The following is a 23,389-nucleotide window of genomic DNA, read 5'->3' as shown; positions in this document are numbered from 1 at the left end:
TTTTATGAAGTATTAATGTGGATTTTCTTTTTGTTCTTTCCTCATTTGCCGACGTAGCCTACGCCGATCGCGGTCGTCTTTCATTTTTTCAAATTTGGCCACCTGAGCTCTAATTTCTGCTTCCTTTTGTGGCGTTACACCCACACTATATTTTACACCTTGATAGAGTGTTTTCCAAATAAAGTTAAAAAATGAGGCCGTAGGCTTTCTTTCAAAATTAATTTTGGCCGAAGTAAATTTTCCTTCTGCATTTGGGTTATCAGAATAAATGATCAATGCATTTGCCAAAATGGAAAGCAAACTTTTTTTAACCAATCGCTCACGTCCTTCTTCTTTTTTCAGCAAAGCAACAGACAAATCATTAAACCTAAAATCTAAACTTCCTTTGGCTACATTCTGATTGGCTTTAATATCAAATGCCAGCTCTTTAATCATCCCCTTATCTACCTGAATCATACCTAAAGGTTTGGTAATCTGGTTCAGCCTTCGCCCATCTAAATTGGTAATTGCGCCCTTATAATCAAATGCCCCTATTGGAGAATTTAAGTAAAACTTAAAGTTGATCGCCAATTTACCCTGTCCCATTACATAACTTACCAAATCGGCTTCCATCATTGGGTTTGTAGCCTTGTAGGCTGCTTCATTTGTAGCGTTCGTAATTACCCCACTGGTTTTTCCGAAAGTAATTTTGCCAATGTGTTTGCTATTTCTATCAAACTCCGCATAACTGATGTCAATATTGCTCAATCTGATTTTTTTAAGCGTGAGCTGCATTTTTAACTGTTGCAGCAATTGATGTGGAAATCTTCCTGTTTTGATCCTTTCAAGCTTAGGAAAACTGTTATCGTTAAACACGGCCACCCCACCATCGGCAATATGCATTTCATTGGCAATCAATTCTTGTTTCTGTAAATAAGCAGGTAAATTCAGGCCATCAAGACTGATATTATTTAACAAAATACTAAACCTGTCTCTGGCATAACCTGCTACTTTTGCAAATTCGCTTTGGCTATAACGAGGCACCAAACCAAACTGTTTAATGTTTACCTTTCCACTCGATGCATTAAAATGCAATTGGTCTACTTTAATATGGTACATGCTATCTGGGGTAGCATAGGTATAATTGTTCAGATTCAAATTGATGTCCTTTAACAAGTATAATCTTGTGGTATCTTGAGCAGAAAGCGAGTCGATTAGCCAATCTTTTAAACTTACATTGAGGTTGGCTACGGAATCGATGTCGGGTATTGCTCCATTATTGTTGATATATTTAAACCGAGCGTTTTTAAAATCTATGGTCTCTATTCTTAAAGACTTAAATAACATTTTAATATAATCGTAAGGCGATTTTTTAGGACGGGGCGGTCTATTGTCGTTAAAATCAAAATGTTTGTTCACCATCGTAATAGTCGGTTTATCAAACAACAACAAGCTGATGTCTATTTTTTTATCAAAATAAATATCAAAAGGGTGAAATTTCTTTATATCAAGCCGCTTTAAACGAATGTAATATAAGTTATTAGGCGCCTTTTTAGCAGCAATCAACGTCCGATAAACATTGGTATCTGGAATTATAGCTACATCGTGAATTGTAGCAGAACCTGTAATAAAATTGGTGTGTATTTCAGAAAAATCTATACTGTATAAACCGTGGGTTGAGGTTTGCACCAACTCCTTTAATTCTTTCTTAATTAATGGTTTAAACTTTACACTAATGTACCACGAAGCACCAACCAAAACTAAAGAAATGAAAAGCAGTATACCAAGAATCCATTTTAAAACCTTAAATTTTCGAGGTGCTTGTTCAGCCATATCAGATGTTCATTTTGTGTCATCCAATATACGTTTTTTATTAAACATCTATCTTGGTTCGTGTGACAAGAACCAAGATAGATAGATATAACACTTACTCTTTTTTCTTTTTAGGCTTAGGTATAGGCTTCATTGGCACCGCTCCAATTCCTACTGTTTCTCTAATCCCTACAAAAACACTCTTCCACATCAGGTTAAAAAAAGAAGCCTGTGGCAATCTTTCGAAAGCAACATTTACACTTCGCACAGCCTCGCCCTTGCTAGGGTTATCATTCTTAATTAAAATAGTATTGGCCAAAAAAGACAACAGCCCTTTTTTCTCTTTGGGCTTGCCCATATCTCCTTCTTTAAGTAGGTTAACTTTAAGATCGCTATAATAAAATTGCAAGGTCCCTTTTGAGCTTTTTTCGTTTGCCGTAATGCTAAAATCTGCTTTTTGCACTGTCCCTTTTTCAATTTCTATTAAGCCTAACGATTTTGAAAGTGGGTTTAACACCTGCATGTTAAAAGTACCGATATGGCCCACGTAGCTAAATGCAGCATTTTTATCGGTCAGGTTAAAATCTATCTTCACATTCATTTTTCCTGTACCCATAATGTAAGTGCTCAGGTTGGCAAGGGCATGGTTATTTTTAGTGAGTCTTAACGAATCGTTAGTTAAATTTAAAACGTTACCACTTAAATTATCGAGCTTAAGCGTACCACGTTCTTTAGCTTTTGGGTTGTACTCTGTATACGCAATATCTACCTTGTTTAAACTCAGCGTATCTATTAAGGTTTCAATAGGCAAACGTTTCAAAGCATTATGGGGATAATTCCTTCCCTTATCAAAATTCGGCGGGGGTAATTCCCTATTCATAAAAATAGCCACCTTCGCAGGACCAATGGCCACACGTTTGATATGGAGGTTACCATCGTTATTTAAGGAGATAAAATCTACCCCACTCAAACTCAATTCGCTAAAATTTAAATCGTAACGGTCTTTTTGAACGCTATACTTGCGGCTAAAAGTTAAATCAGGATACATTGGAATCATTTTCAACCCTTTTACTTTCAAAGTTTTTCTGCTAATCGAACCACGAACGGTATCAACCTTTAGGGTGTACATCTTGTCTTTGGTAACCGATTTATACCCATTCAGTTCAAAACCAATATCCTTGGCATGAAAAAACCTAGTTGTGTCGCTTTGCGAAAGTGAGTCGATGAGCACATCTTTTACATTAACTGAAAGATGTTTGATGGCATTTAGTTTTTTCCCTCCACTATAATAGTCAAAATCGGCATCAATAATACTAATTCTTCCTATTCTAATGGCTTTAATAGCCTTTTCTATTTGCTGATAAAGGGTTTTCTCGGTACGGGCAGTATCTTTCTGTTTAGGCACTTTATGGTAAACCATATCAATAGAAGGATTCTCTAAGGTTAGCGAGTTGATGTTGATCTTTCTCTTAAAATAGGCCGTTAAAATTCCTACCCGGCTCAATTTCAAATGGGCCAACTTGATTCTAAACAAATGGGTAGGTGCTTTTTTTATGCTTTTGAGCTGATTAAAAACATTGGTGTCTGGCTGCAGTTGAATACTGTCTAACACAATATTGCCACTTACTAGATTTAAATGGATGTCTTTAAAATCGATCCGATATAAATGATTAGAGCCCTCATAAACTCCTTCTTTAATTTTTGTTGTAACAATAGGCTTCCATTTTGCACTAAAATAGATAGCTACAGCGCCAACTAAAAGTATGAACGTAAGTAAAATACCTACTACCCACCATACTATTTTTTTTGTTTTACGTTTTTGAATTGGCATAAACTTAAGTTGATTTAAACAATACAATATTTAAGCCGTATTGTTTGGAATTTGTAAGGAGAGTTATTTTTGATGCTGACAATTTGTCATTTATAAATTATATTTAGTATTTTTGAAACCCCATAAAATTTGAATAATTAATGATTGATTTACAGCTTACCGATAAGAAACACGATGAAGAGCGCCAAGGAGAGGCCTTAGTTTTAGATGCTGCTAAAAAAGGCGATGGCAGGAAACTGTACATTGAAAGTTATGGTTGCCAAATGAACTTTGCCGATAGCGAAATTGTAGCTTCTATTTTAGCCGATACGGGTTTCGAAACCACTGGAGATTACCACCAAGCGGATGTAATTTTTATCAACACCTGTTCAATTAGAGAGAATGCCGAGCAACGTGTACGTAACCGCCTGTCGCAATTTGGTGTAGAGAAGCGCAGAAACCCCAAATTAATTGTGGGTGTTTTAGGTTGTATGGCCGAGCGTTTAAAAGCTAAATTTTTAGAGGAAGAAAAATTGGTTGATGTAGTGGTTGGACCAGATGCTTACCGCGATTTACCACAATTGATCAGTCAGGTTGAAGAAGGACATAAAGCTGTAAATGTAATTTTATCTCGAGAAGAGACCTATGCAGACATTAGTCCGGTTCGGATCAATAGCAATGGTATTACTGCTTTTATTTCAATTATGCGGGGCTGCGATAATATGTGTTCTTTCTGTGTAGTGCCATTTACCCGTGGTCGCGAACGCAGCAGAGATCCATATTCAATCTTAAACGAAGCCAAAGAATTATTCGAAAATGGTTACCGTGAGGTTACTTTGTTAGGTCAGAACGTAGATTCTTACCAATGGAACCAGCCAAAGGCAGAAGAAACAGCTCACAACGATTTAGCAGACGATTTAAATACCTTAACAGGCGATGCCTTGTTAGATGCTTTGAGCAAAGAGAGCGAATTGCCTTCTCATCGTTTAAAAGCTGGTTTAGGACATGCTGAAGTGAATTTTGCCCAGTTGCTAACCATGGTAGCTGCCATTAGCCCAGATTTAAGGATTCGTTTTTCTACTTCGCACCCTAAAGACATTACCGACGAGGTTTTATATACCATTGCGCAACACGATAACATTTGTAACTACATTCACTTACCTGTTCAGTCGGGTAACTCGAGGATTTTAGCATTGATGAATCGTACTTATACCCGCGAATGGTACATGAACAGAATTGATGCTATCAGAAAAATTATTCCTGGTTGTGCAATTTCTGCAGATATCATCGCAGGTTTCTGCACAGAAACAGAAGAAGAGCACCAAGATACTTTAAGTATTATGGATTACGCAAGGTATAACTTTGCCTATACCTTTTCTTATTCTGAACGTCCCGGTACTTTAGCCGCCCGTAAATATACAGATGATGTACCTGAAGCCGTAAAAGCCCGTCGTTTAGCAGAGATATTTAAAAAACAACAAGAAGATTCGTTGGCTTGTTTAGAAGACTTTGTAGGCAAAACAGTTAAAGTTTTGATCGAAGGTTTTTCTAAAAAATCTGACAAAGAATATAGAGGCCGCAATGACGAAAATGCAATGGTGGTTTTCCCTGTTACAGATTCTGTAAAACCAGGCGAGTATGCCCATGTTTATATAGAACGTTGTACATCGGCTACATTGATAGGTAGAGTAATAGAAAATTAGTTGCGAGTTACAAGTTGCAGGTTATAAGTTTGGGCGGTTAAGCACGAGATCCAAACCTTTAACACGTAACACACAACCCATAACATAAAAAATGGATATACAAGATATTAAAAATAGGTTCGGCATTATCGGTGGTTCGCCATTGTTAAACCGGGCAATAGATACAGCCAGACAAGTTGCCCCTACAGATATGTCGGTATTGATTACTGGCGAGAGCGGTAGTGGTAAAGAGGTATTTTCTCACATCATCCATCAGATGAGCACCCGTAAACACGGTGCTTTTATTGCGGTTAACTGTGGTGCCATACCAGAGGGGACAATAGATTCTGAATTGTTTGGTCACGAGAAAGGCTCTTTTACTGGTGCACACGAAGCACGTAAAGGTTATTTTGAAGTAGCCAATGGCGGAACAATCTTTTTAGATGAGGTAGCCGAACTACCTTTGGGCACGCAAGCTCGCTTATTGCGTATTTTAGAAAGTGGCGAATACCTGCGTGTAGGCTCTTCTAAAGTTCAAAAAACTGATGTAAGGATTATTGCAGCTACTAACGTAGATGTATATAACCGTGTTAAATCTGGGAAATTCCGTGAAGATTTATATTACCGCTTAAATACTGTGCCTTTGCGTATCCCTGCCTTGCACGAGCGTAAAGAAGATGTGTATCTGTTGTTCCGTAAGTTTTCTGCCGATTTTAGCGACAAATACCGTAGCCCGGGCATCCAATTAGAGCCAGAAGCCATTCAGATCTTAAGTAATTACAGTTGGCCAGGAAATGTGAGGCAGTTGAAAAATATTGCAGAGCAAATTTGCGTTCTAGAGAAAGATAGAAATGTAAGTGCACAGGCTTTGTTAAATTACATCCCTAACGAGCAGACCAATAATCTGCCAATGACGATTAATGGAAGCAACAAAGAAGATTTCTCTGAAAGAGATATTTTGTACAAAGTGCTGTTCGATATGAAAAAGGACATGATGGAGCTTAAAAAATTGGTGGCAGAAATTATTCAGAATGGTGGCAACACTTCGCATATTATGGCTGATAACCCTCAATACATCAATCAGCTGTACCAAGAAGTAGATTTGCCAAACCATAACGAAGCTACCTTAACCATTAAACATCCTTCAACCAATGCGCCAACAGAATACAATTATGCGCATGATGCAGAAGAGGTAGAAGAGTCGCTTTCTTTAATTGACAAAGAATCAGACTTGATTAAAAAGGCATTAAAAAAGCATAAGGGTAAACGTAAATTTGCCGCACAAGAATTGGGAATCTCTGAACGTACATTGTATCGCAAAATCAAAGAACTTAACTTAAATTAAAAAGATACAAATGAAAAAAATAATCTATGTTTTGGTAGTGGTAATGCTAAGTGGTTGTTATTCATTTAAGGGAGCTTCTACAACGGGGCTAAAAACGATAAAAATCTCACTTTTTGAAAACAATGCACAATTGGTAATCCCTTATCTAAGTTCCCAACTTACTGAAGATTTTAAAGAACGTATCCGTAACCAAAGTAAGTTGAGCATCACGCAGACAGGAGAAGTTGACGCCTCTTTTGAAGGGCGTATTACAGATTATGATATCAAACCTATTTCCATTCAGGATAATGCCAGGCCCATTGCCGGTGCCAACCGATTAACCATCACGGTTTCTGTTAAATACATTAACAAGGTTAAAGGTCACGAGAAAGAAAGTTTCGAACAACCTTTTACTGCTTTTACAGATTTTTCATTGGCTGGCCAATCCCTTCAATCGCAAGAACAAGCATTGATCAAAAAGGTAACGGTACAGTTAACTGAAAATATTTTTAACCGTGCTTTTGCACAATGGTAAAGAATTTGAAGTTTCAATGATTAACTTAGCGGCATGGAGCTAGATTTAGAGACCAAACAACTATTAGCAGATTTAATTGCAAAGCCAGAATTGGTAACGCAAGCGCATGCTGGTATGTTAACAAATTTGGCGAATACTTATCCATATTACCAACCTTTACACTTATTGCTAGCCAAAGCGAGTTTAAATGATGAAAATCATACCAATACATTGGCCACTGCAGCACTTTATACCAATGGAACGTTATTGCATCAGGTAATTTATCAGCCTGAAACTTTAAGAACCGTTACTTTTGAACAAGCAAGTACTAAGGTCGAAACTGAAGAAATAGCCCAACCTTTAATTGCAGATTCTGAAGATGAACAAGAGGTTTTTGAAGAGATTACTGAACTCCATCATACACCTATTGTAGAAACTTCTACTCCAACAACTGCAAAAGAAACACATCACTCAGACGAACAAGAAGTATATGATGAGATTGTGGAAGTAGATACCTCTGCATTTCCAACAACATTTGCTCCTGAAGAAAAGGACGAAGTAAGTCCTATCTCAGAAACTGTTCCAGATGAGCTTGCCATTGAAAGTATTGTGGCTACAGATTTTTTTGCTTTCGAAAAAAGCTTTAGCACAGAACAGGCTACAGAAACTGCAAAAGAAGAAGTTTTAGCTGTTGCACAACCAGAAGAATACAATTTAGAGGCCGAAGCACAAACCGTAAGTAAATACGACGATGACAAGCTACCTTACACCTTTTTATGGTGGTTAGCCAAAACGCGTAAAGAGCATGCGCAGATCTTCCAGCCTTATGTTACGCAGAAAAAGAGCGACGATCAAAATCCTAGCGAGCTGCAACAACAATATGTAGAGCATATTTTCCATATTCAAACTCCTTTTAATGTTGCAGACGAAGCTGGAAAAGGGCCAATAAACAGACAGGTTGTACCGAAAGGAATTGACATTATCGATTCTTTTATCAAAAACGATCCGCAGATCAAAGTACCAAAAGCAGAACAGATCAATAACGAAAATAAAGCGAAGAAAAGTGCTGAAGATAATTACGACCTCGTTTCTGAAACATTAGCGGCCATTTACATCGAACAAATGCTTTATCACAAGGCGATAGATACTTATGAAAAATTAAGTTTGAAATTTCCAGAAAAAAGCCGTTACTTTGCCGACCTTATCCAATCTTTAGAAAAGAAAATTTAACAACATATTATACCATGACAACCTTATTAATCATTTTATTAATTATTTTTTGCGTAGCACTAGGCTTATTCGTTTTAATACAAAACCCTAAAGGCGGCGGTTTAGCTACAGGTGGTTCTGGTAGTAACATGTTTGGTGTACAACGTACTGGTGATGTTTTAGAAAAAGGAACTTGGGTTTTATTAACTTTAATTGTAATTGTATCATTAGCCATTACAACAGTTAGCAAATCTGGTTCAGGTGCTGGTAGCACTGGTTCTAAAATAGACTCTCAAATTGAGAAATCTGTAACGCCTTCGCCAATTGGTGGTGGTGCAGCAACTACTCCTCCAGCTACTGCTACTCCTAAAGCTGGCGATACTTCAAAAAAATAATTTCATTAAAAGAAATACAAAAAACTCTTTTGCCAGTGGCAAAAGAGTTTTTTTTTGCCTTTTTGGTTCGTGTCGACACGAACCAAACAAACAATTTTAATATCTCCTCATTTTTCATTACATTTAATTTCATCCCTTTATTTTTTTGTTAAAAACGGGTTTTCGCTAACCCAAACAAAAATATTATGGATGAAATCATATTTACCGCAAGACGTAAATCTTATATAAAAATAGGTAAGATCTATTTTTGGACTGCAACTATCAATCATTGGCAAAAATTATTAAAAGACATTCAGTATAAGGCTGTAATTTTAAGTTCACTTTCTCATCTAAGTGTTAAAGGGAAAATAGATGTTTTTGCCTTTGTTATTATGCCCAATCATGTTCATTTAATATGGAGAATAAATGATATGAATGGAAAAGAATTACCTCACGTCTCATTTCTAAAACATACAGCTCATCAGTTTAAGAAAATATTAAAGGAGAATGATCAATTAAGGTTAACCAAATACAGGGTTGCTGCAACAAATAAAAATTATGAGTTTTGGCAAAGAGATTCTTTAGCCGTTGAACTTCATAGTAGTATGGCAGCTTATCGAACAATGGATTATATCCATCTTAATCCATTGCAGGAACATTGGCAATTGGCAGAAATACCCACAGATTACCCCTACTCATCTGCAAGTTTTTATGAAAACAATGATCAATGTTTTACCTTTTTAAAAGATTTGCGTGAGGAGTTTTAAATCCATATTTTTTATTTTCTGCCAGACTGACACTCAAATTATTGCGTAAATTCCATTAACTGACATCAAATGCAAATTTGACAAGTAAAATTAACTTGGCACAAAAACTGTTTAATCCATTTCATCGTATTACATTTACGAGTTAACTCAATTATAAAAACTAAAAATAAAAGTATTTATGTCATTAAATCTTAAACCAGTTGCTGGCACAGCAAACAGAGTGATTGTTGAACCTGCTGCGGCAGAAGAAAAAACAGCATCGGGAATTTATATTCCAGATACGGCTAAAGAAAAACCATCTAAGGGTACTGTAATTTCAGTTTCTGATGAAGATTCGGAAGGTAAAAAACCAACTGTAAAAGCTGGAGATGTAGTTATTTATGGAAAATACGGTGGTACTGAATTTCCTTATAACGGAAAAGATTATCTAATTATGCGTGAAACTGATATCTACGCAATAGAAGGCTAACTATATTAATCAAAATCAATCATATAAATTAGATATGTTTTGAGCTAGATAGCCTTGTCTCAATACGCATATCTCAAATCTATTAATAATGGCAAAACAAGTAAAATATAACGTTGAAGCACGCGACGCCCTGAAAAGAGGAGTTGACATTTTAGCAAATGCAGTAAAAGTAACCTTAGGTCCTAAAGGTCGTAATGTAATTATCGATAAAAAATTTGGCTCACCAGCGATCACTAAAGATGGTGTAACTGTAGCTAAAGAAATTGAATTGAAAGACCCAATTGAAAACATGGGTGCACAAATGGTTAAAGAAGTAGCTTCTAAAACTGCTGATATTGCAGGTGATGGAACTACAACTGCTACCGTTTTAGCGCAAGCAATTGTAACTGCAGGTATTAAAAACGTAGCTGCTGGTGCAAACCCAATGGATTTAAAACGTGGTATTGACAAAGCTGTAAGCACTGTGGTTGAGAACTTGAAAAAACAATCTCAAGCTGTTGGCGATGATAACAATAAAATTAAACAAGTTGCTTCTATCTCTGCAAACAACGACGATGTAATTGGTTCGTTAATTGCCGAAGCAATGAGCAAAGTGGGTAAAGATGGTGTAATTACTGTTGAAGAAGCAAAAGGTACTGAAACTGAAGTTAAAACAGTAGAAGGTATGCAATTTGATAGAGGTTACCTTTCTCCATATTTTGTAACTAACGCTGATAAAATGGAGGCTGAATTAGAAAGCCCTTACATTTTGATCTACGACAAAAAAATCAGCAACATGAAAGAATTGTTGCCTGTTTTAGAAAAAACTGTTCAAACTGGTAAACCATTAGTAATTATCTCTGAAGATTTAGATGGCGAAGCTTTAGCTACTTTGGTAGTAAATAAAATTCGTGGTTCTCTGAAAGTTGTTGCTGTTAAAGCTCCAGGTTTTGGCGACAGAAGAAAAGCCATGTTAGAAGACATCGCTATCTTAACTGGCGGTATCGTTATCTCTGAAGAAAGAGGTTATAAATTAGAAAATGCTGATTTAACTTACCTAGGTTCTGCAGAGAAAGTGGTAGTTGATAAAGACAATACTACTGTAATTAATGGTGCTGGTCAATCTGAAGATATCAAAGCTCGTGTTGGTCAGATCAAAGCTCAAATTGAGACTACTACTTCTGACTACGATAAAGAAAAATTACAAGAGCGTTTAGCTAAACTTTCTGGTGGTGTTGCTGTACTTTATGTTGGTGCTGCAAGTGAGGTAGAAATGAAAGAGAAAAAAGACCGTGTTGACGATGCCTTACATGCAACTCGTGCTGCTGTAGAAGAAGGTATTGTTGCTGGTGGTGGTGTAGCGTTTATCCGTGCAGTTGAAGCTTTAGCTGACCTAAAAGGAATTAACGACGATGAGAATACTGGTATCCAGATCATTCGTCGTGCTATCGAAGAGCCATTACGTCAAATCTGCGAAAATGCAGGTATCGAAGGTTCTATCGTTGTACAAAAAGTAAAAGAAGGCAAAGCTGATTTCGGTTACAATGCCCGTACTGATGTTTACGAAAACTTAATTGGTGCTGGTGTTATCGACCCAACTAAAGTAAGCCGTGTAGCATTAGAAAACGCAGCATCTATTGCAGCAATGTTGTTAACAACAGAAGTTGTATTGGCAGATGAGCCAGAAGAAGCTGGTGCTGGTCATGCACATCCACCAATGGGTGGCGGTGGCATGGGCGGTATGATGTAATCAGATGTTCATTCATGTAAAAAAGACCGCTAAGCAAAAGCTTAGCGGTCTTTTTTGTTTGATGGTTCGTGAGGACACGAACCATCATATTTTCATATTGTAACAAATTGGCACAGCGTGACGTCTGAGCAGATAACCAACTCATTAAAATTATGACAAAGGAAGAATTTTTAAAATCGAAAGGATTTAAAATCGCATTACCGATTGTACTGATTGCTATGGCCATAGCTATTTATAAAAATGGCTATGCCTTTGGTCAATGGTTGCACCAAGTGTTCAATTAACTTTTATTGCTATTTTGTGTAAGCATGAAATAGGAGGTGTTGCAAAACTTTAACACTTGTGTTATCGTTATTCGAATATAATTTTCGAAATTAGTTGAAATCTACAACCTATCATATGTCACAAGGCTTTTTCGGCAACGAACATTTTATTACACAAGGAGAAATCAATAAGTTTTTATTGGCCATATTGCTCTGCGGCCTTATTGGTGTAGAGCGTGAGTTTAGAAATAAACAGGCCGGGTTAAAAACAATGATCATGATTGGCTTGGGCGCCACCTTGTTTACCATCTTATCGGTAAAGATTGGCTTGAGCAGCCAAGACCGAATTGCCTCTAATATTGTAACGGGCATTGGCTTTTTGGGTGCTGGTGTAATTTTTAAGGAAGACAACCAGGTTAAGGGCTTAACCACCGCTTGTGTAATATGGATTGTTGCCGCTATTGGCATGGCCATAGGTGCGGGTTATTACGAGCAGGCCATTAGCGTAACCGCAATTGTGCTCCTTGCCTTATTGATTTTCCCTTTTGTAGAGAATTTTGTAGAGCATCGTTTTACAAAAAGAACTTATCGAATTGTTAAAAAGTATGAGAATGAGAGTTTAGATACTTATGAGGAACACATCAGAACATCTAGACTTAAATTGTACAGAGGTAAACAAGAGCTGGCAAATGGCATTATCAGCGGTACATGGACAGCTATAGGGAGCCCTAAAAACCATAAAAGATTTGTAGATAAAATGTTAAGAGACCAAAAGATTATTGCTTTTGATTTTTAGATCAATTAACGCCAAACTCCATTATTTTCCTATCTAAAATATCCATATTATATTGAAATAAATGCGTTGCCTTTTGTTGAAGCAATGCTACACTATTATTGAGATGCACAATTGAGGTATGGGCTATTTTATAGTGCTGGTTGTATCTCGAATTTACATAGGCATCTTCTAACAATTGTAGGTATTTGATTTCTTCTTCTTCAATAGGCGAAAATACCCCTATTATTTCTGGAGCAAAGCGTTTCAAGTGCTTCCTTAACAACATGGGCGAATGGCTTTTTACACCTTTGCCACGCAATACATGGAGCAAACAACGGTAGGTTAATTCGCAGGCTTGTTGTAGCATAAACATGGCGATATCATCGAGACCATTTTTAATATAGAGCTGTGCACCCTCGTAAAAATGTAAGGCTTTGTCCATGCCTACTTTAAACTGTGTTTCTGCCTCTAGCTTTATTTTTTCGAACAGACAGCTACTTGCAGGGTTAAAAAGCACTTCGTTGTTTTTTTGATAGATTACATTACGGGCCACACAGGCAGTGTTGTAAAAAACATGGCCGTTGTTGATCAAATGATGTAATAACCCATAACTATGTACCGTACATTGTCCCTTTTTAAAACCCAGTTGCGCTAAATCCAATAAATCTTCAAACTCTTGGTAAGCTTTGGTACAATTCTTTTCTAAAACAACCACCAGATCTAGCTCATCTGCACTGCGGCTTAGGTTATAGATAATGCCTACTGGTATGGCTCTTTTGATCAACTCTATCACCCCCTCTAATGACACCAGACTGTTTTCGACAAAATAGGGCTGTAATTTTATAGGTTGAGCTATGTCTATGTGGTCTTTTAGCTGTTTACAATGTTGCAATACGTTTAACAAGTCGTTGTAAAAGGCTCTATCTTGTGTACTCGCCGTTCTGTTTACCCGCTCTGCATACAATAGGTGGGCCCGGTAAAAACTCCAAAGTTTATCGGTGTATTGGCTTTTATTGTATTTATCAAAAAATGCCGCAAGTACATTATCGTTATACGGGGTGTTATCTTCTAGGGTTTGCATAGGCTGGATAGTTTAGGCTAAGCTAATTGAGTTCTATTTCTTTGCCTTGTATGCCATCTAACAGTTCGTGCAACCAATAGAGATCTGTTAAAAGGTCTTTAAAATCTGTAGGTAGCGCTTCTATGTTATAGAACAGGTAATCTATCAGCAACTTTCGCAAACCTTTACTTAACCTATTTGCGGGTACTTGTTTTAAGAATACCTTAAACTCGTTGAGTACTTCTTCGGGTATTTCGCTACCTATGGCGGTATTGATTGGGGGTTGGTTAATGCTGTCCATATCTGGTAAGATGGTTAATTGTTAGTTTTAAAGTTGTTTTTTCACTATTTTTAGATTTGCCAAACAATTATATCCACAAAAACTGAATATATCAAGCAAAAAAGACTAACAATCCACAATAATGGTAGAAAAAATAGATAAAACCCTGATTTTAAACAGAATAAAATCTCATTACAAGTTTAAATCTGATGTACAATTAGCTAAATTTTTTGGCATTGCCGGCACTACACTTTCAAATTGGTATGTTAGGGACACCATGAATTACGACTTAGTCTTCACAAAATGTGGAGAATTGAATCCAAATTGGATTGTTTTTGGCGAAGGGAAACCTACTAAGGGTTATCCTAATCTAGAAGATACTCCTTTTTCAATAACTGAAGAAGTCTTAGAAAAGATCAAGTCGGCCAAGGATATGGAGATTGCAAGACTACAAGAGTTGCTGGCATCGCACGAGGCTACTATTGCTGCACAGGCCATAGCCATGGAGGCCATGAAAAAACTACTTGATTTGCAGGGTAAGGGGTAGAGGTTAAAGGCGCATGAGAGCTCTAGTTTTTAGGCTATGGTTCGTGGGGACACGAACCACGGGAGTAATTCAAGTAATGATGGGGGTTGTTCAAGCAATGGTGGGAGCAGTTTGAGCGATGGTTGAGACAGTTCAAGTGATAGTGGAAGCAGTTCGAGCAATGGTGGGAGCAGTTCAAGCAATGGTGGAGGCTGTTCAAGCGATAGTGGAGACAGTTCGAGTGATAGTGGAGAGAGTCCGAGCAATGGTGGGAGCAGTTCAAGCAATGGTGGAGACAGTTCAAACAACGACCGGAGCCACTCAAGCACTCAGGCCCATTGTTTGATATTCTTTGCTTAATCCATTTTAAATACTAAAGCATGCTTTAATTCTTTTACTACTGTTGGCAGGGTAATTTCTAGGTCGTTCCCTACCTGTTTCCATTTAATACTTGCTTTTACACCTAACAAACTGATCTTTTTTGGGCTTTGTGGTGGGTTTTTAAGGGTAATTTTTTGGGGCGCACTATTTTTATCAGCTATGAGATAAAGGGCATAGGTACTTCCGTTTTTGCTTTTGGTAAAGCACACATTTTCGGTTTTATAGGGTGCAATGGGCTGGGTTGCATAAATGGCTTCTTTGTTAATGTCCATCCATTGGCCTATTGCGGTTAAGCGCTCTAATACTGGTTCCGGAAATGTTCCATCTGGTTTGGGGCCAACATCTAATAGCAAATTACCTCCTTTGGCTACAATATCTATCAGTAAATGCACTAGGGTATTTGTGCTTTTATAATTATCATTAGGTACGTATCCCCAGGCATCGCCCATAGTCATACAGGTTTCCCAAGGGTAGTCTAAAGGTTTTTCTGGCACTTTTTGTTCGGGTGTTTGGTAGTTTTCGTACTCGCCATGTACTGTTCTGTCTACCATAATTAGGCCCGGTTGTTTGGCCCTTGCCATAGCCGCAATGTTGGGCATGTTAATGTCTTGGTCCCAAGCGGGTATGGGTGCACCCCACGATAGTACTTCGGCATTTATCGTTGCTTTTGGCCTAACCCAGCCCCCATCTAACCACAAAATATCTACCTTGCCGTAATCGCTCATTAGCTCTTGGATCTGGTTATAGGTAAACTGCTTAAACTGTTGCCAACGTTGCGGGTGCAGGCGGATATCGTAATTGTTGTTTCTATCTGGTGTAGCGTAACGTGGCCACCAGTAATATTCGCTATGCCAATCGGGCTTTGAAAAATAGGCTCCAATCATAAATCCTTCATTCCTAAAGGCATCGAAAACTTCTTTGGTAATATTTGCTTTAGGGCTAGTAGAAAAAGGCACCTCTTTAGCTGTAATTTTATAGTCTGATTGTTTGGTATCGAACATCGCAAATCCATCGTGGTGCTTGGTGGTAAATACCACATACTGCATGCCCGCCTTTTTAGCATAGCTTGCCCAAATATTGGGATTAAAGTTTACTGGGTTAAATTGCTTGTTGAGGTTAAAATACCATTGCTTATAGGCCTCGTAGTTCTGGGTACTATCTCTAGGGATCCATGAGGCATCTTCTGAGTTGATGCTCCACGACTCTACAATACCCGGAATGCTATAAATGCCCCAGTGCATAAAGAGTCCAAATTTTTTATCGCCCCATTGGGTTAATTTGGCTGCAACTTTTGCATCGGTAGGCGCTTTGTAGCTTTGGGCAAATAATAGCCCACAGCTTGAAATTAGCAACAATAAACTCAGCAATTTTTTCATCAACGTTATGGTTATAGTTTAAAGCTAAAGGGTTGGTTATATTTTACCCTTACTGGTATGCCACGCATTTTAGCTGGTATCCAAAGCGGCGAGTAGCGCAATATCCGCCTTGCTTCTTCATCTAATAGCGAGTCTGCAGATTTGGTAATCGTGATATCTACAATCTTCCCATCTTTGTCTACTGTAAAAGTGGTCTGTACACGTCCTTGAATACCATTTTTGTAAGCCTCTTTCGGATAGCTGAGCGTGTTTTTAATGTAGTTGCTCCAAGCCTGGCTGCCTCCTTTAAACTGTGGTGGTTCTAAAGCAGTTTTATAAGTGTATTTTTTCCCGTTCTGAGTACTTTCTCCTGAAACCAGCTTACCCATTTGGTAAATTTCTGTATAGCTCATTCCATTTACCTCTTCTGTACCTGTCCAGGTGCCCTCTTTAAGACCATCTTTATAATCGCCTTCTTCTCTTCTTTCGCCTTTTGGCAAATTGCTGGTTTCTACTACATGCCCATTCCCATCTTTTACATAAACAGTACCTAACGAGTCTGCCAGATAAATCAGTTTATTGCCTGTATTAAATATTTCTCTTACAAATCCTGCATCATTGCCAACCATTTGGTCTATGGGTTGTGTATACTTGGTATATTCAATTTGTTTACGCAAGGTTCCATCCCCAAAATATTGATAGTTCATTCCAATTGGTATACCACGCTCGTAAGTTGATATATTTATTCTACGTCCTGCTTCATTGTATTTAATAAGTGGGCCTTCAAATACAAGTTTGGGCTCAAAGGCAGAAACCTTTCCTATCGTCTTTTTTTTGCCATTCAAATAAAGCTCTTGGAACACAAAGTTGGTCTCTCCAGAATCTGGTTCTTGAATTACACGCACAAAATCTGCACTATCTTTTATATTTACTTCTTTTCCATTGTTCTTAAAAAAGTAAACATTTTGTTTTTTTTGGGCTTTAGCTGCACTTAGTGTAAAAAGTAGGGCAAATAGGATAAATACGTTTTTCATTAATTCATTTTATTTGCACGAATATAACCGATAAAATACACATGCACAATGGCTGATCTTATTGTAGAATAACATAAAACTATTGTAAATTTGTGTATGCCAAATGAACAGATTTCAGTTTTCGATATTTTTAAGATAGGGATTGGCCCTTCTAGCTCGCACACTTTAGGCCCATGGAGGGCAGCACAGCAGTTTACTACTTCTTTAAAAAAACAGGCCCAACTAAGCGAGGTTGAGCAGGTAAAGATTCTGCTCTATGGTTCTTTGGCAAAAACTGGAAAAGGGCATGGCACCGATATTGCCATTTTATTGGGTTTGGCCGGTGGCGATCCGGTAACTTTTGATGTGAATGCCATTGACAGTACGGTTGCCGAAATTAAAGACACCCAACGTTTATTATTGGGTGGCGAGTACCAGATTAATTTCTCTTATACTGACGATCTTTTGTTTTTGTTTACCGAGAGTTTGCCTTTTCACCCGAATGCGGTTACTTTTCAAGCCTTTTTAAGTTCTGGAAAGGCTTTTTCTGAGACTTATTACTCTATTGGTGGTGGTTTTGTGGTAAAAGAGGGCGAGAATGGCAGTGAGAAAGAACAAGTTGATCTTCCGTTTCCGGTAGAGAAAGCAAGCGAACTTTTACATTGGTGCTTATCTACCGGTTTAAAGGTAAGTGAAGTGGTGATGGAGAACGAGGCTGCTTGGCGCCCAGAGGCTGAAACCAAAAAAGGTGTACTGCAACATTTTCAGGTAATTAAAGAATGCATCTATCGTGGTTGCCATACTGGTGGATTTTTACCTGGTGGTTTGGATGTGGCCAGAAGGGCATCGAAATTGAACCAACGCCTAATTGGCGAACAGGTTTATACCGATTATGATACTTGGCTTACTGCAATTAGAAGTGGTGGCAATGGCTTTAATTATATATTGGATTGGGTAAGTTGTTTTGCACTTGCCGTGAATGAAGAAAATGCTGCTTTTGGCAGGGTAGTTACAGCGCCTACCAATGGTGCCGCTGGTGTAATACCTGCAGTTTTACAGTATTTTATTGCTTTTTGCGATGGTTATACCGAAGAGAAGATTATCCAGTTTATTACCTGTGCATCTGAAATTGGTAGCATCTTTAAAAAGGGGGCAACCATATCTGCTGCTATGGGTGGCTGCCAAGCCGAAATTGGGGTATCATCTGCCATGGCTGCTGCTGCTTTAACCGAATGTTTGGGCGGTTCGCAACGACAGGTTTTAATGGCGGCCGAGATTGCCATGGAACACCATTTGGGTTTAACTTGCGACCCTATAGGTGGCCTAGTGCAGATTCCTTGTATCGAACGCAATACCATGGGGGCAATTAAAGCCATTACGGCTAGTCAGCTGGCTTTGCAAAGCAATCCTGATAAGGCCAAGGTAAGTTTGGATGCGGTAGTGAACACCATGTGGGAAACGGCTTTGGATATGAACTCTAAATACAAAGAAACTTCTGATGGGGGCTTGGCCACGAATATCCCGTTGAGTTTACCGGAGTGTTAGTATTAGTAATTAACCACAAAGGCGCAAAGGGCACTAAGCTTTTACGATCTATGTGAACTATGTTTCTATGTGGTCAGTTTTAAACGCAAACGCCGAAAGATAATTGGTTCGTGGAGACACGAACCAATGTTTATGTGTGGACGCGAACCAATGTTTGAATGTGGATATGAACCAATGCTTGGGAATAATACACCTTAAACCCTACACCTTTTGCCTTACACCTCTTTAAATCTGTTGCCTAGCTTTAATAGCCAAGTATCTGTTCACAACATTTACGGTTAGGTTTTGCGGTACGGTAAGTAAACTAAGAATTCCATGTTTGGCCAGTTCTTTTACCATTAATTTCTTTTCGAAGGTAAATTTTTCTGCAATGGTTTTAACATAAATGCCCTGTACATTTTGGGCCGGTTCTTCGCTCAACGATTTTAGCGTTGTATTTTCAAAAAACACCACCATTAACAAATGAAACCTAGCCATTCTTTTTAAAAACGGCAATTGCCTTTCTAATGCAGACATGCTTTCGAAGTTGGTAAAGAAAACCATTAAGCTCCGTTGTTTTAAGGTAGCTCTTACACTTATATACAAAGCTTCCATATCTGTTTCTAGGTAACGGGTTTTCTCTTTGTACAACACTTCCATAATCTTGTTCAGCTGGGTGGGCCTCCTATCGGCCGGCACAATACTTCCTGTTTTTTCCGCTATGGTAATGAGCCCTGCCTTATCTTGTTTAACCAAGGCTACGCTACTTAAAATTAGGCTGGCATTAATGGCATAATCTAACAAACTTAAGCCTTCAAAAGGCATTTTCATTGCCCTAGACTTGTCTATTACACAATAAATATGCTGCGCTTTTTCGTCGGTATAAGCATTCACCATCAAATCGCCTTTGCGGGCTGTGGCTTTCCAGTTTACGGTTCTATAATCATCGCCAGCTACATAGGTTTTAACCTGATCAAACTCCATGCTATGGCCAACACGTCTGGTCTTCTTGATCCCGATATCGGTTAAACGGTTTGAAACAGCCATCAGCTCGTACTGCCTCATCTTTAAAAACGATGGATAAACAGGCACTACTTTATCGGCTCCAATGTTAAACCTACGGCTTAATAAGGCCAAAGGCGATTGTACATAAAGTCTGGTTAGGCCAAAATCGTATTCACCACGTTTAGTAGGGCGTAAATAGTAGGTAATTGTTTTCTGTTCTCGTGGTGCCAGATGGGTAGTAAACCAAAGGTCTCTTTTCTGAAACTGGAAAGGGATTTCATCAATAATACCAATGCTCACTGGAAAAGGATAGAAGTTTTCGAGGTAGATTTTAAGTTCATTGTCATCGCCATTGCTCAAACGTTCTGGCGCATCCCTACGTAGAAAAACCTTACTGCCCTTGCGGTGTAGTAAAAACAGATCTATAAGAATTAAAACCATTAATGCACCAAAAGCAAAATAGGGCAACTGGGCCAATATGGGGGTGAAGAACGAAAATAAAAACAGGCATACACAGCAACCAAGGGCAATAAATAGCCTTTTGCCCAAAAATAGATCTATGTAATATTTTCTAAAAAATTTCTTCATCTCCATTTATATTCGTCATGGTGTTGCACAACGACGGTATATTTTACTATCTAGGTACTTCTATCTTTTTAATAATTTGTGCCACTACATCGGCCGTAGTTAGGCCTTCCATTTCTTTTTCTGGACTGAGCATAATGCGGTGCACCAGTACTGGGGTTGCTACTTTAATAATATCATCAGGGGTTACAAAGTCTCTACCCGCCATTGCCGCTATTGCTTTTGCACCATTTACAATAGCCAACGAGGCTCTTGGCGAAGCGCCCAAATACAACGATTTGTTATGACGCGTTTCGTGAATAATCTGCGCTACATAGGCCAATAATTTAGGCTCTACAAAAAGGGCTTTAATAGTTGCCCTTAGGCTCTTAATCTGATCAATTGTTAATACGGCTTTGATCTCTTCTAGCTGATCTTCTGTTTTATGTTGGTGTTGCTGTGTTAATATTTCTATTTCTTCTGCTAACGAAGGGTATTTTACCTCAATCTTAAACAAGAAACGGTCTAACTGCGCCTCTGGCAAACGATAGGTTCCTTCTTGTTCTATTGGATTTTGGGTAGCTAATACCATAAATGGTTCTTCTAATTTATAAGTATGCCCATCTACCGTAATCTGGCGCTCTTCCATGGCTTCGAACAAGGCCGATTGGGTTTTTGCAGGTGCTCTGTTAATTTCATCGACCAAAATAATGTTGCCAAAAATTGGTCCTTGTCTAAACTGAAATTCTGCTGTTTTAGGGCTAAATACCGCTGTACCCAATACATCAGAAGGCATTAAATCTGGCGTAAATTGGATTCTCGAAAATGTAGCCGAAATACATTTGGCAACCAATTTGGCACTTAGGGTTTTGGCCACTCCCGGCACTCCTTCTAATAAAAGATGTCCATCTGCCAATAAACCTGCAATTAATAAGTCTATGGTATCTTTTTGACCAACTATAATTTTGCCTAATGATTGTCTGATCTGCTCTACCGCTTGGTTCAGTTGGCTTAAATCGGTTCTTTGGTTAAACATTTCCTGTTCCATATGTTATTGGTCTTGTTTATAAAATTGTTCAATTAGTTTATTTAGGCGAATGAGCTGATTGTCTTTTACTACCTGCCCTGCTTTAAGGTTTGTTATTTCTTGTAAAAGTTCTTGAATAGTAGTTGCATCGGCACTTGATATGCTGGTTAACGCTTCTACAAATTCTGCATTAAGATCTGAAGTTTTTAGCCTGTATTTATTGCGGATATATTCGAGCAGGTACACCACCTTTTTCTCTGCAATATCTCTATTGTTTCTTTGTTGGTAATATACCCTACCCACTACCTCAACAAATTCTACTGAAGTATTTTTTGGCCTTTCTATTACCGGAATAATCCGCTGTCTTCTTTTAATTTCAAACAACACAAAAGCAACCAAACTAAATAAGGCAATGTAATAGGCCCATCTCAATTGATCGTATTCAAAAAACACCCGTAAAACCGAACTATTGTTCTGAGCTTTTTTGGTAAAATATTCGTCCCATATTAAATGTTGGGTTTTTGGCAGGTAAGAAAGGGCCTTAGCTGCATAGTCCATTCCATCTTCCTTAAGTAAGCTATAGTTGGTAAACAACTGTGGGTTGGCCATAAGGTACAAAGAGCCTTTGCCAAATCTGTATTGCACAAAATTGGCGTGGTATTGCTGTACCTGTCCCAATACAATTGCCCTTGTGGTATCTAAATCAGAAAAGTATTGTGCACTGGTTCCTTTATCGAAATAGTAGTCGAACTCTCTTTTTAAAGTAGGGTTAACAAAGTTGACAGGGAATTTTCTCTTGCCCGTAAAACTAAAATTGGCTTTTACCTTTAGCTTTAGGGTATCTAACAAAATACCTTTAATTTGATTTGCAGCAATGAAAATGTTATTGCCACTTTGCATGTACTTTACCATTTCGCTATAGTCTAGCGTATCAACCTTAAGGCTAGCCGCAATAAGCAGATAATTAGACTGGCCTGCTGGTTTTTCTTGTAAAGTATTGTAAATATCTGTTTGTGCAGTATTAACTTTTGTAGTCGGAAAAAGATCTGAAATTCGTTGACGTAAAATATAGGTTCCGAACGGAATTTTATCTTCGGCCAAATAGCTTGGTTTCCAATCTGTAGGTTTCGGACTAAAGTATTGTGCCATTAAGTAGCCCACCAAAAGAACAGCACCAATAATGAGGTATTTTCTTAATCCATTCATGCCTTCTGTTGGTTAAATTGTTGAAAGGATTCTTGAATTGGCTCGAAACTGCTTTTATCTATAAAAAACTCGCCATACCAAATGTATTCGAATTGGTTGGTAAGTTGGGCAAATTCTTGTTGTTGGGTTTGATTGGCAATTTCTAACACATAGGCTTGGTTGGTTTTTTCTGGCAGCCAGTGGATCAACTCTTTATCACTTAACTGTTTTAAAGTTTTAAGGTACAACAACCTTACTACCAAACGATAATTGCCAAGCTGCATGGCCTGTTCTATCTGCTCATCGAAATCAATTTCGTGAATATTTTCCAGCCCTTCTTGGTAAGGCACATTAATGGTTTTAGATTTACCGGTTAACAGTTTAAAATCTATCCCCATTAATTTAAGTACAATAAAAACAATAAGGGCAATTACCAATGCTACAAGCACGTATTTGATAATTGTACCTCCAATTTTATTACCCAGCACTTCATTAATTAAGCTCCATATCCAGCGCCAAAACCTATCCCAAAGGCTGGGTGCTTGTTGCGAATCGTCGTAAATGAAATCTCTTTTTTTGCTATAGTTTTTAATCGCTTCGTTGTCAAACTTCCGCAATTCTACTTTGCTATTGGTATCTACTTTTAAAGTTGGTTTTTCTTTTTTAGCCACAGCATGTTGTACAACTGGTTTTTGCAAAGCAGTGGCATGGACAACAGGTATTGCCCCACAGAAAAACAGCAAAAACAAGAGGATACGCATA

The 23,389-nt window shown here is 38.1% G+C and carries 22 protein-coding genes; 12 read left to right on the top strand and 10 right to left on the bottom strand.

The annotated features are described in order from the left end of the window. Positions 1-12: 12 nt before the first annotated feature. Entirely contained in the window at positions 13-1,812 is a 1,800-nt protein-coding gene (locus AQF98_RS18160; protein ID WP_055133380.1) for a hypothetical protein, read from the bottom strand. Between the two features lie 94 nt (positions 1,813-1,906). Further along, on the bottom strand, positions 1,907-3,622 hold the full coding sequence (locus AQF98_RS18155) for a hypothetical protein (protein ID WP_055133379.1): 1,716 nt from the start codon (positions 3,620-3,622) through the stop codon (positions 1,907-1,909). A gap of 140 nt (positions 3,623-3,762) precedes the next feature. Here AQF98_RS18155 and AQF98_RS18150 point away from each other — a divergent pair, with 140 nt between their 5' ends. The 10 genes from AQF98_RS18150 (at position 3,763) to AQF98_RS18110 (ending at position 12,728) form a co-directional block, all read left to right on the top strand. Further along, positions 3,763-5,304 (top strand): MiaB/RimO family radical SAM methylthiotransferase, encoded by a 1,542-nt coding sequence (locus AQF98_RS18150; protein ID WP_055133378.1) that lies wholly within the window; start codon positions 3,763-3,765, stop codon positions 5,302-5,304. A 91-nt stretch (positions 5,305-5,395) separates the two neighbouring features. Continuing rightward, positions 5,396-6,628: a sigma-54-dependent Fis family transcriptional regulator gene (locus AQF98_RS18145; RefSeq protein ID WP_055133377.1), complete on the top strand. Its 1,233-nt coding sequence runs from the start codon at positions 5,396-5,398 to the stop codon at positions 6,626-6,628. A gap of 10 nt (positions 6,629-6,638) precedes the next feature. Continuing rightward, positions 6,639-7,142 (top strand): LptE family protein, encoded by a 504-nt coding sequence (locus tag AQF98_RS18140; protein ID WP_055133376.1) that lies wholly within the window; start codon positions 6,639-6,641, stop codon positions 7,140-7,142. Between the two features lie 33 nt (positions 7,143-7,175). After that, entirely contained in the window at positions 7,176-8,351 is a 1,176-nt protein-coding gene (locus AQF98_RS18135) for a hypothetical protein (RefSeq protein ID WP_055133375.1), read from the top strand. Between the two features lie 14 nt (positions 8,352-8,365). After that, complete coding sequence (secG, locus tag AQF98_RS18130) at positions 8,366-8,725, top strand: preprotein translocase subunit SecG (RefSeq protein WP_055133374.1); 360 nt, start codon at positions 8,366-8,368, stop codon at positions 8,723-8,725. A 185-nt stretch (positions 8,726-8,910) separates the two neighbouring features. After that, entirely contained in the window at positions 8,911-9,471 is a 561-nt protein-coding gene (locus AQF98_RS18125) for a transposase (protein WP_200911917.1), read from the top strand. 178 nt (positions 9,472-9,649) lie between these two features. Further along, positions 9,650-9,940, top strand: a complete 291-nt coding sequence (gene groES / locus AQF98_RS18120; protein WP_055133373.1) for a co-chaperone GroES — start codon at positions 9,650-9,652, stop codon at positions 9,938-9,940. 88 nt (positions 9,941-10,028) lie between these two features. Beyond that, positions 10,029-11,669 carry a chaperonin GroEL gene (groL, locus tag AQF98_RS18115; RefSeq protein WP_055133372.1) on the top strand — a complete coding sequence of 547 codons (1,641 nt, stop codon included), beginning with the start codon at positions 10,029-10,031 and terminating at the stop codon, positions 11,667-11,669. 152 nt (positions 11,670-11,821) lie between these two features. Continuing rightward, on the top strand, positions 11,822-11,953 hold the full coding sequence (locus tag AQF98_RS22395; RefSeq protein WP_255352938.1) for a hypothetical protein: 132 nt from the start codon (positions 11,822-11,824) through the stop codon (positions 11,951-11,953). A gap of 115 nt (positions 11,954-12,068) precedes the next feature. Next, positions 12,069-12,728, top strand: coding sequence for an MgtC/SapB family protein (locus AQF98_RS18110; protein ID WP_055133371.1), 660 nt, complete (start codon positions 12,069-12,071; stop codon positions 12,726-12,728). Position 12,729: 1 nt separating this feature from the next. Here AQF98_RS18110 and AQF98_RS18105 read toward each other — a convergent pair whose 3' ends face one another. After that, positions 12,730-13,788, bottom strand: coding sequence for a HEPN domain-containing protein (locus tag AQF98_RS18105; protein WP_055133370.1), 1,059 nt, complete (start codon positions 13,786-13,788; stop codon positions 12,730-12,732). A 22-nt stretch (positions 13,789-13,810) separates the two neighbouring features. After that, positions 13,811-14,068: a hypothetical protein gene (locus AQF98_RS18100; RefSeq protein ID WP_055133369.1), complete on the bottom strand. Its 258-nt coding sequence runs from the start codon at positions 14,066-14,068 to the stop codon at positions 13,811-13,813. A 121-nt stretch (positions 14,069-14,189) separates the two neighbouring features. On the opposite strand from AQF98_RS18100, the gene AQF98_RS18095 reads away from it, so the two are divergent. Beyond that, complete coding sequence (locus AQF98_RS18095; RefSeq protein WP_055133368.1) at positions 14,190-14,594, top strand: helix-turn-helix domain-containing protein; 405 nt, start codon at positions 14,190-14,192, stop codon at positions 14,592-14,594. Positions 14,595-14,929: 335 nt separating this feature from the next. On the opposite strand, the gene AQF98_RS18085 is transcribed toward AQF98_RS18095, so the two are convergent. Together AQF98_RS18085 and AQF98_RS18080 are read right to left on the bottom strand one after the other, a co-directional pair. Next, complete coding sequence (locus AQF98_RS18085) at positions 14,930-16,330, bottom strand: alpha-L-fucosidase (protein ID WP_055133366.1); 1,401 nt, start codon at positions 16,328-16,330, stop codon at positions 14,930-14,932. A gap of 11 nt (positions 16,331-16,341) precedes the next feature. Then, positions 16,342-17,343: an energy transducer TonB gene (locus AQF98_RS18080; protein WP_055133365.1), complete on the bottom strand. Its 1,002-nt coding sequence runs from the start codon at positions 17,341-17,343 to the stop codon at positions 16,342-16,344. Between the two features lie 96 nt (positions 17,344-17,439). On the opposite strand from AQF98_RS18080, the gene AQF98_RS18075 reads away from it, so the two are divergent. Continuing rightward, a complete protein-coding gene (locus AQF98_RS18075) occupies positions 17,440-18,867 on the top strand; it encodes an L-serine ammonia-lyase (protein WP_055133364.1) in 1,428 nt (475 codons plus the stop codon). Between the two features lie 225 nt (positions 18,868-19,092). Here the strand turns inward: AQF98_RS18075 and AQF98_RS18070 are convergent, their stop codons facing one another. The 4 genes from AQF98_RS18070 to AQF98_RS18055 are packed head-to-tail and all read right to left on the bottom strand — an operon-like array spanning position 19,093 to position 23,388. Continuing rightward, complete coding sequence (locus AQF98_RS18070; RefSeq protein ID WP_055133563.1) at positions 19,093-20,439, bottom strand: DUF58 domain-containing protein; 1,347 nt, start codon at positions 20,437-20,439, stop codon at positions 19,093-19,095. Positions 20,440-20,485: 46 nt separating this feature from the next. After that, positions 20,486-21,463 carry a MoxR family ATPase gene (locus AQF98_RS18065; RefSeq protein WP_055133363.1) on the bottom strand — a complete coding sequence of 326 codons (978 nt, stop codon included), beginning with the start codon at positions 21,461-21,463 and terminating at the stop codon, positions 20,486-20,488. A gap of 3 nt (positions 21,464-21,466) precedes the next feature. Further along, positions 21,467-22,648 (bottom strand): DUF4350 domain-containing protein, encoded by a 1,182-nt coding sequence (locus AQF98_RS18060; RefSeq protein ID WP_055133362.1) that lies wholly within the window; start codon positions 22,646-22,648, stop codon positions 21,467-21,469. After that, on the bottom strand, positions 22,645-23,388 hold the full coding sequence (locus tag AQF98_RS18055) for a DUF4129 domain-containing protein (protein ID WP_055133361.1): 744 nt from the start codon (positions 23,386-23,388) through the stop codon (positions 22,645-22,647). The genes AQF98_RS18060 and AQF98_RS18055 overlap by 4 nt, the downstream gene beginning before the upstream one ends. Between the last annotated feature and the right edge of the window lies 1 nt (position 23,389).

The organism is Pedobacter sp. Hv1 (genome assembly GCF_001412215.1).
In the GTDB taxonomy this organism is placed as follows: domain Bacteria; phylum Bacteroidota; class Bacteroidia; order Sphingobacteriales; family Sphingobacteriaceae; genus Pedobacter.
Note: the sequence above shows the minus strand (reverse complement) of the source record. Positions and strands in the feature narration are given on the sequence as shown.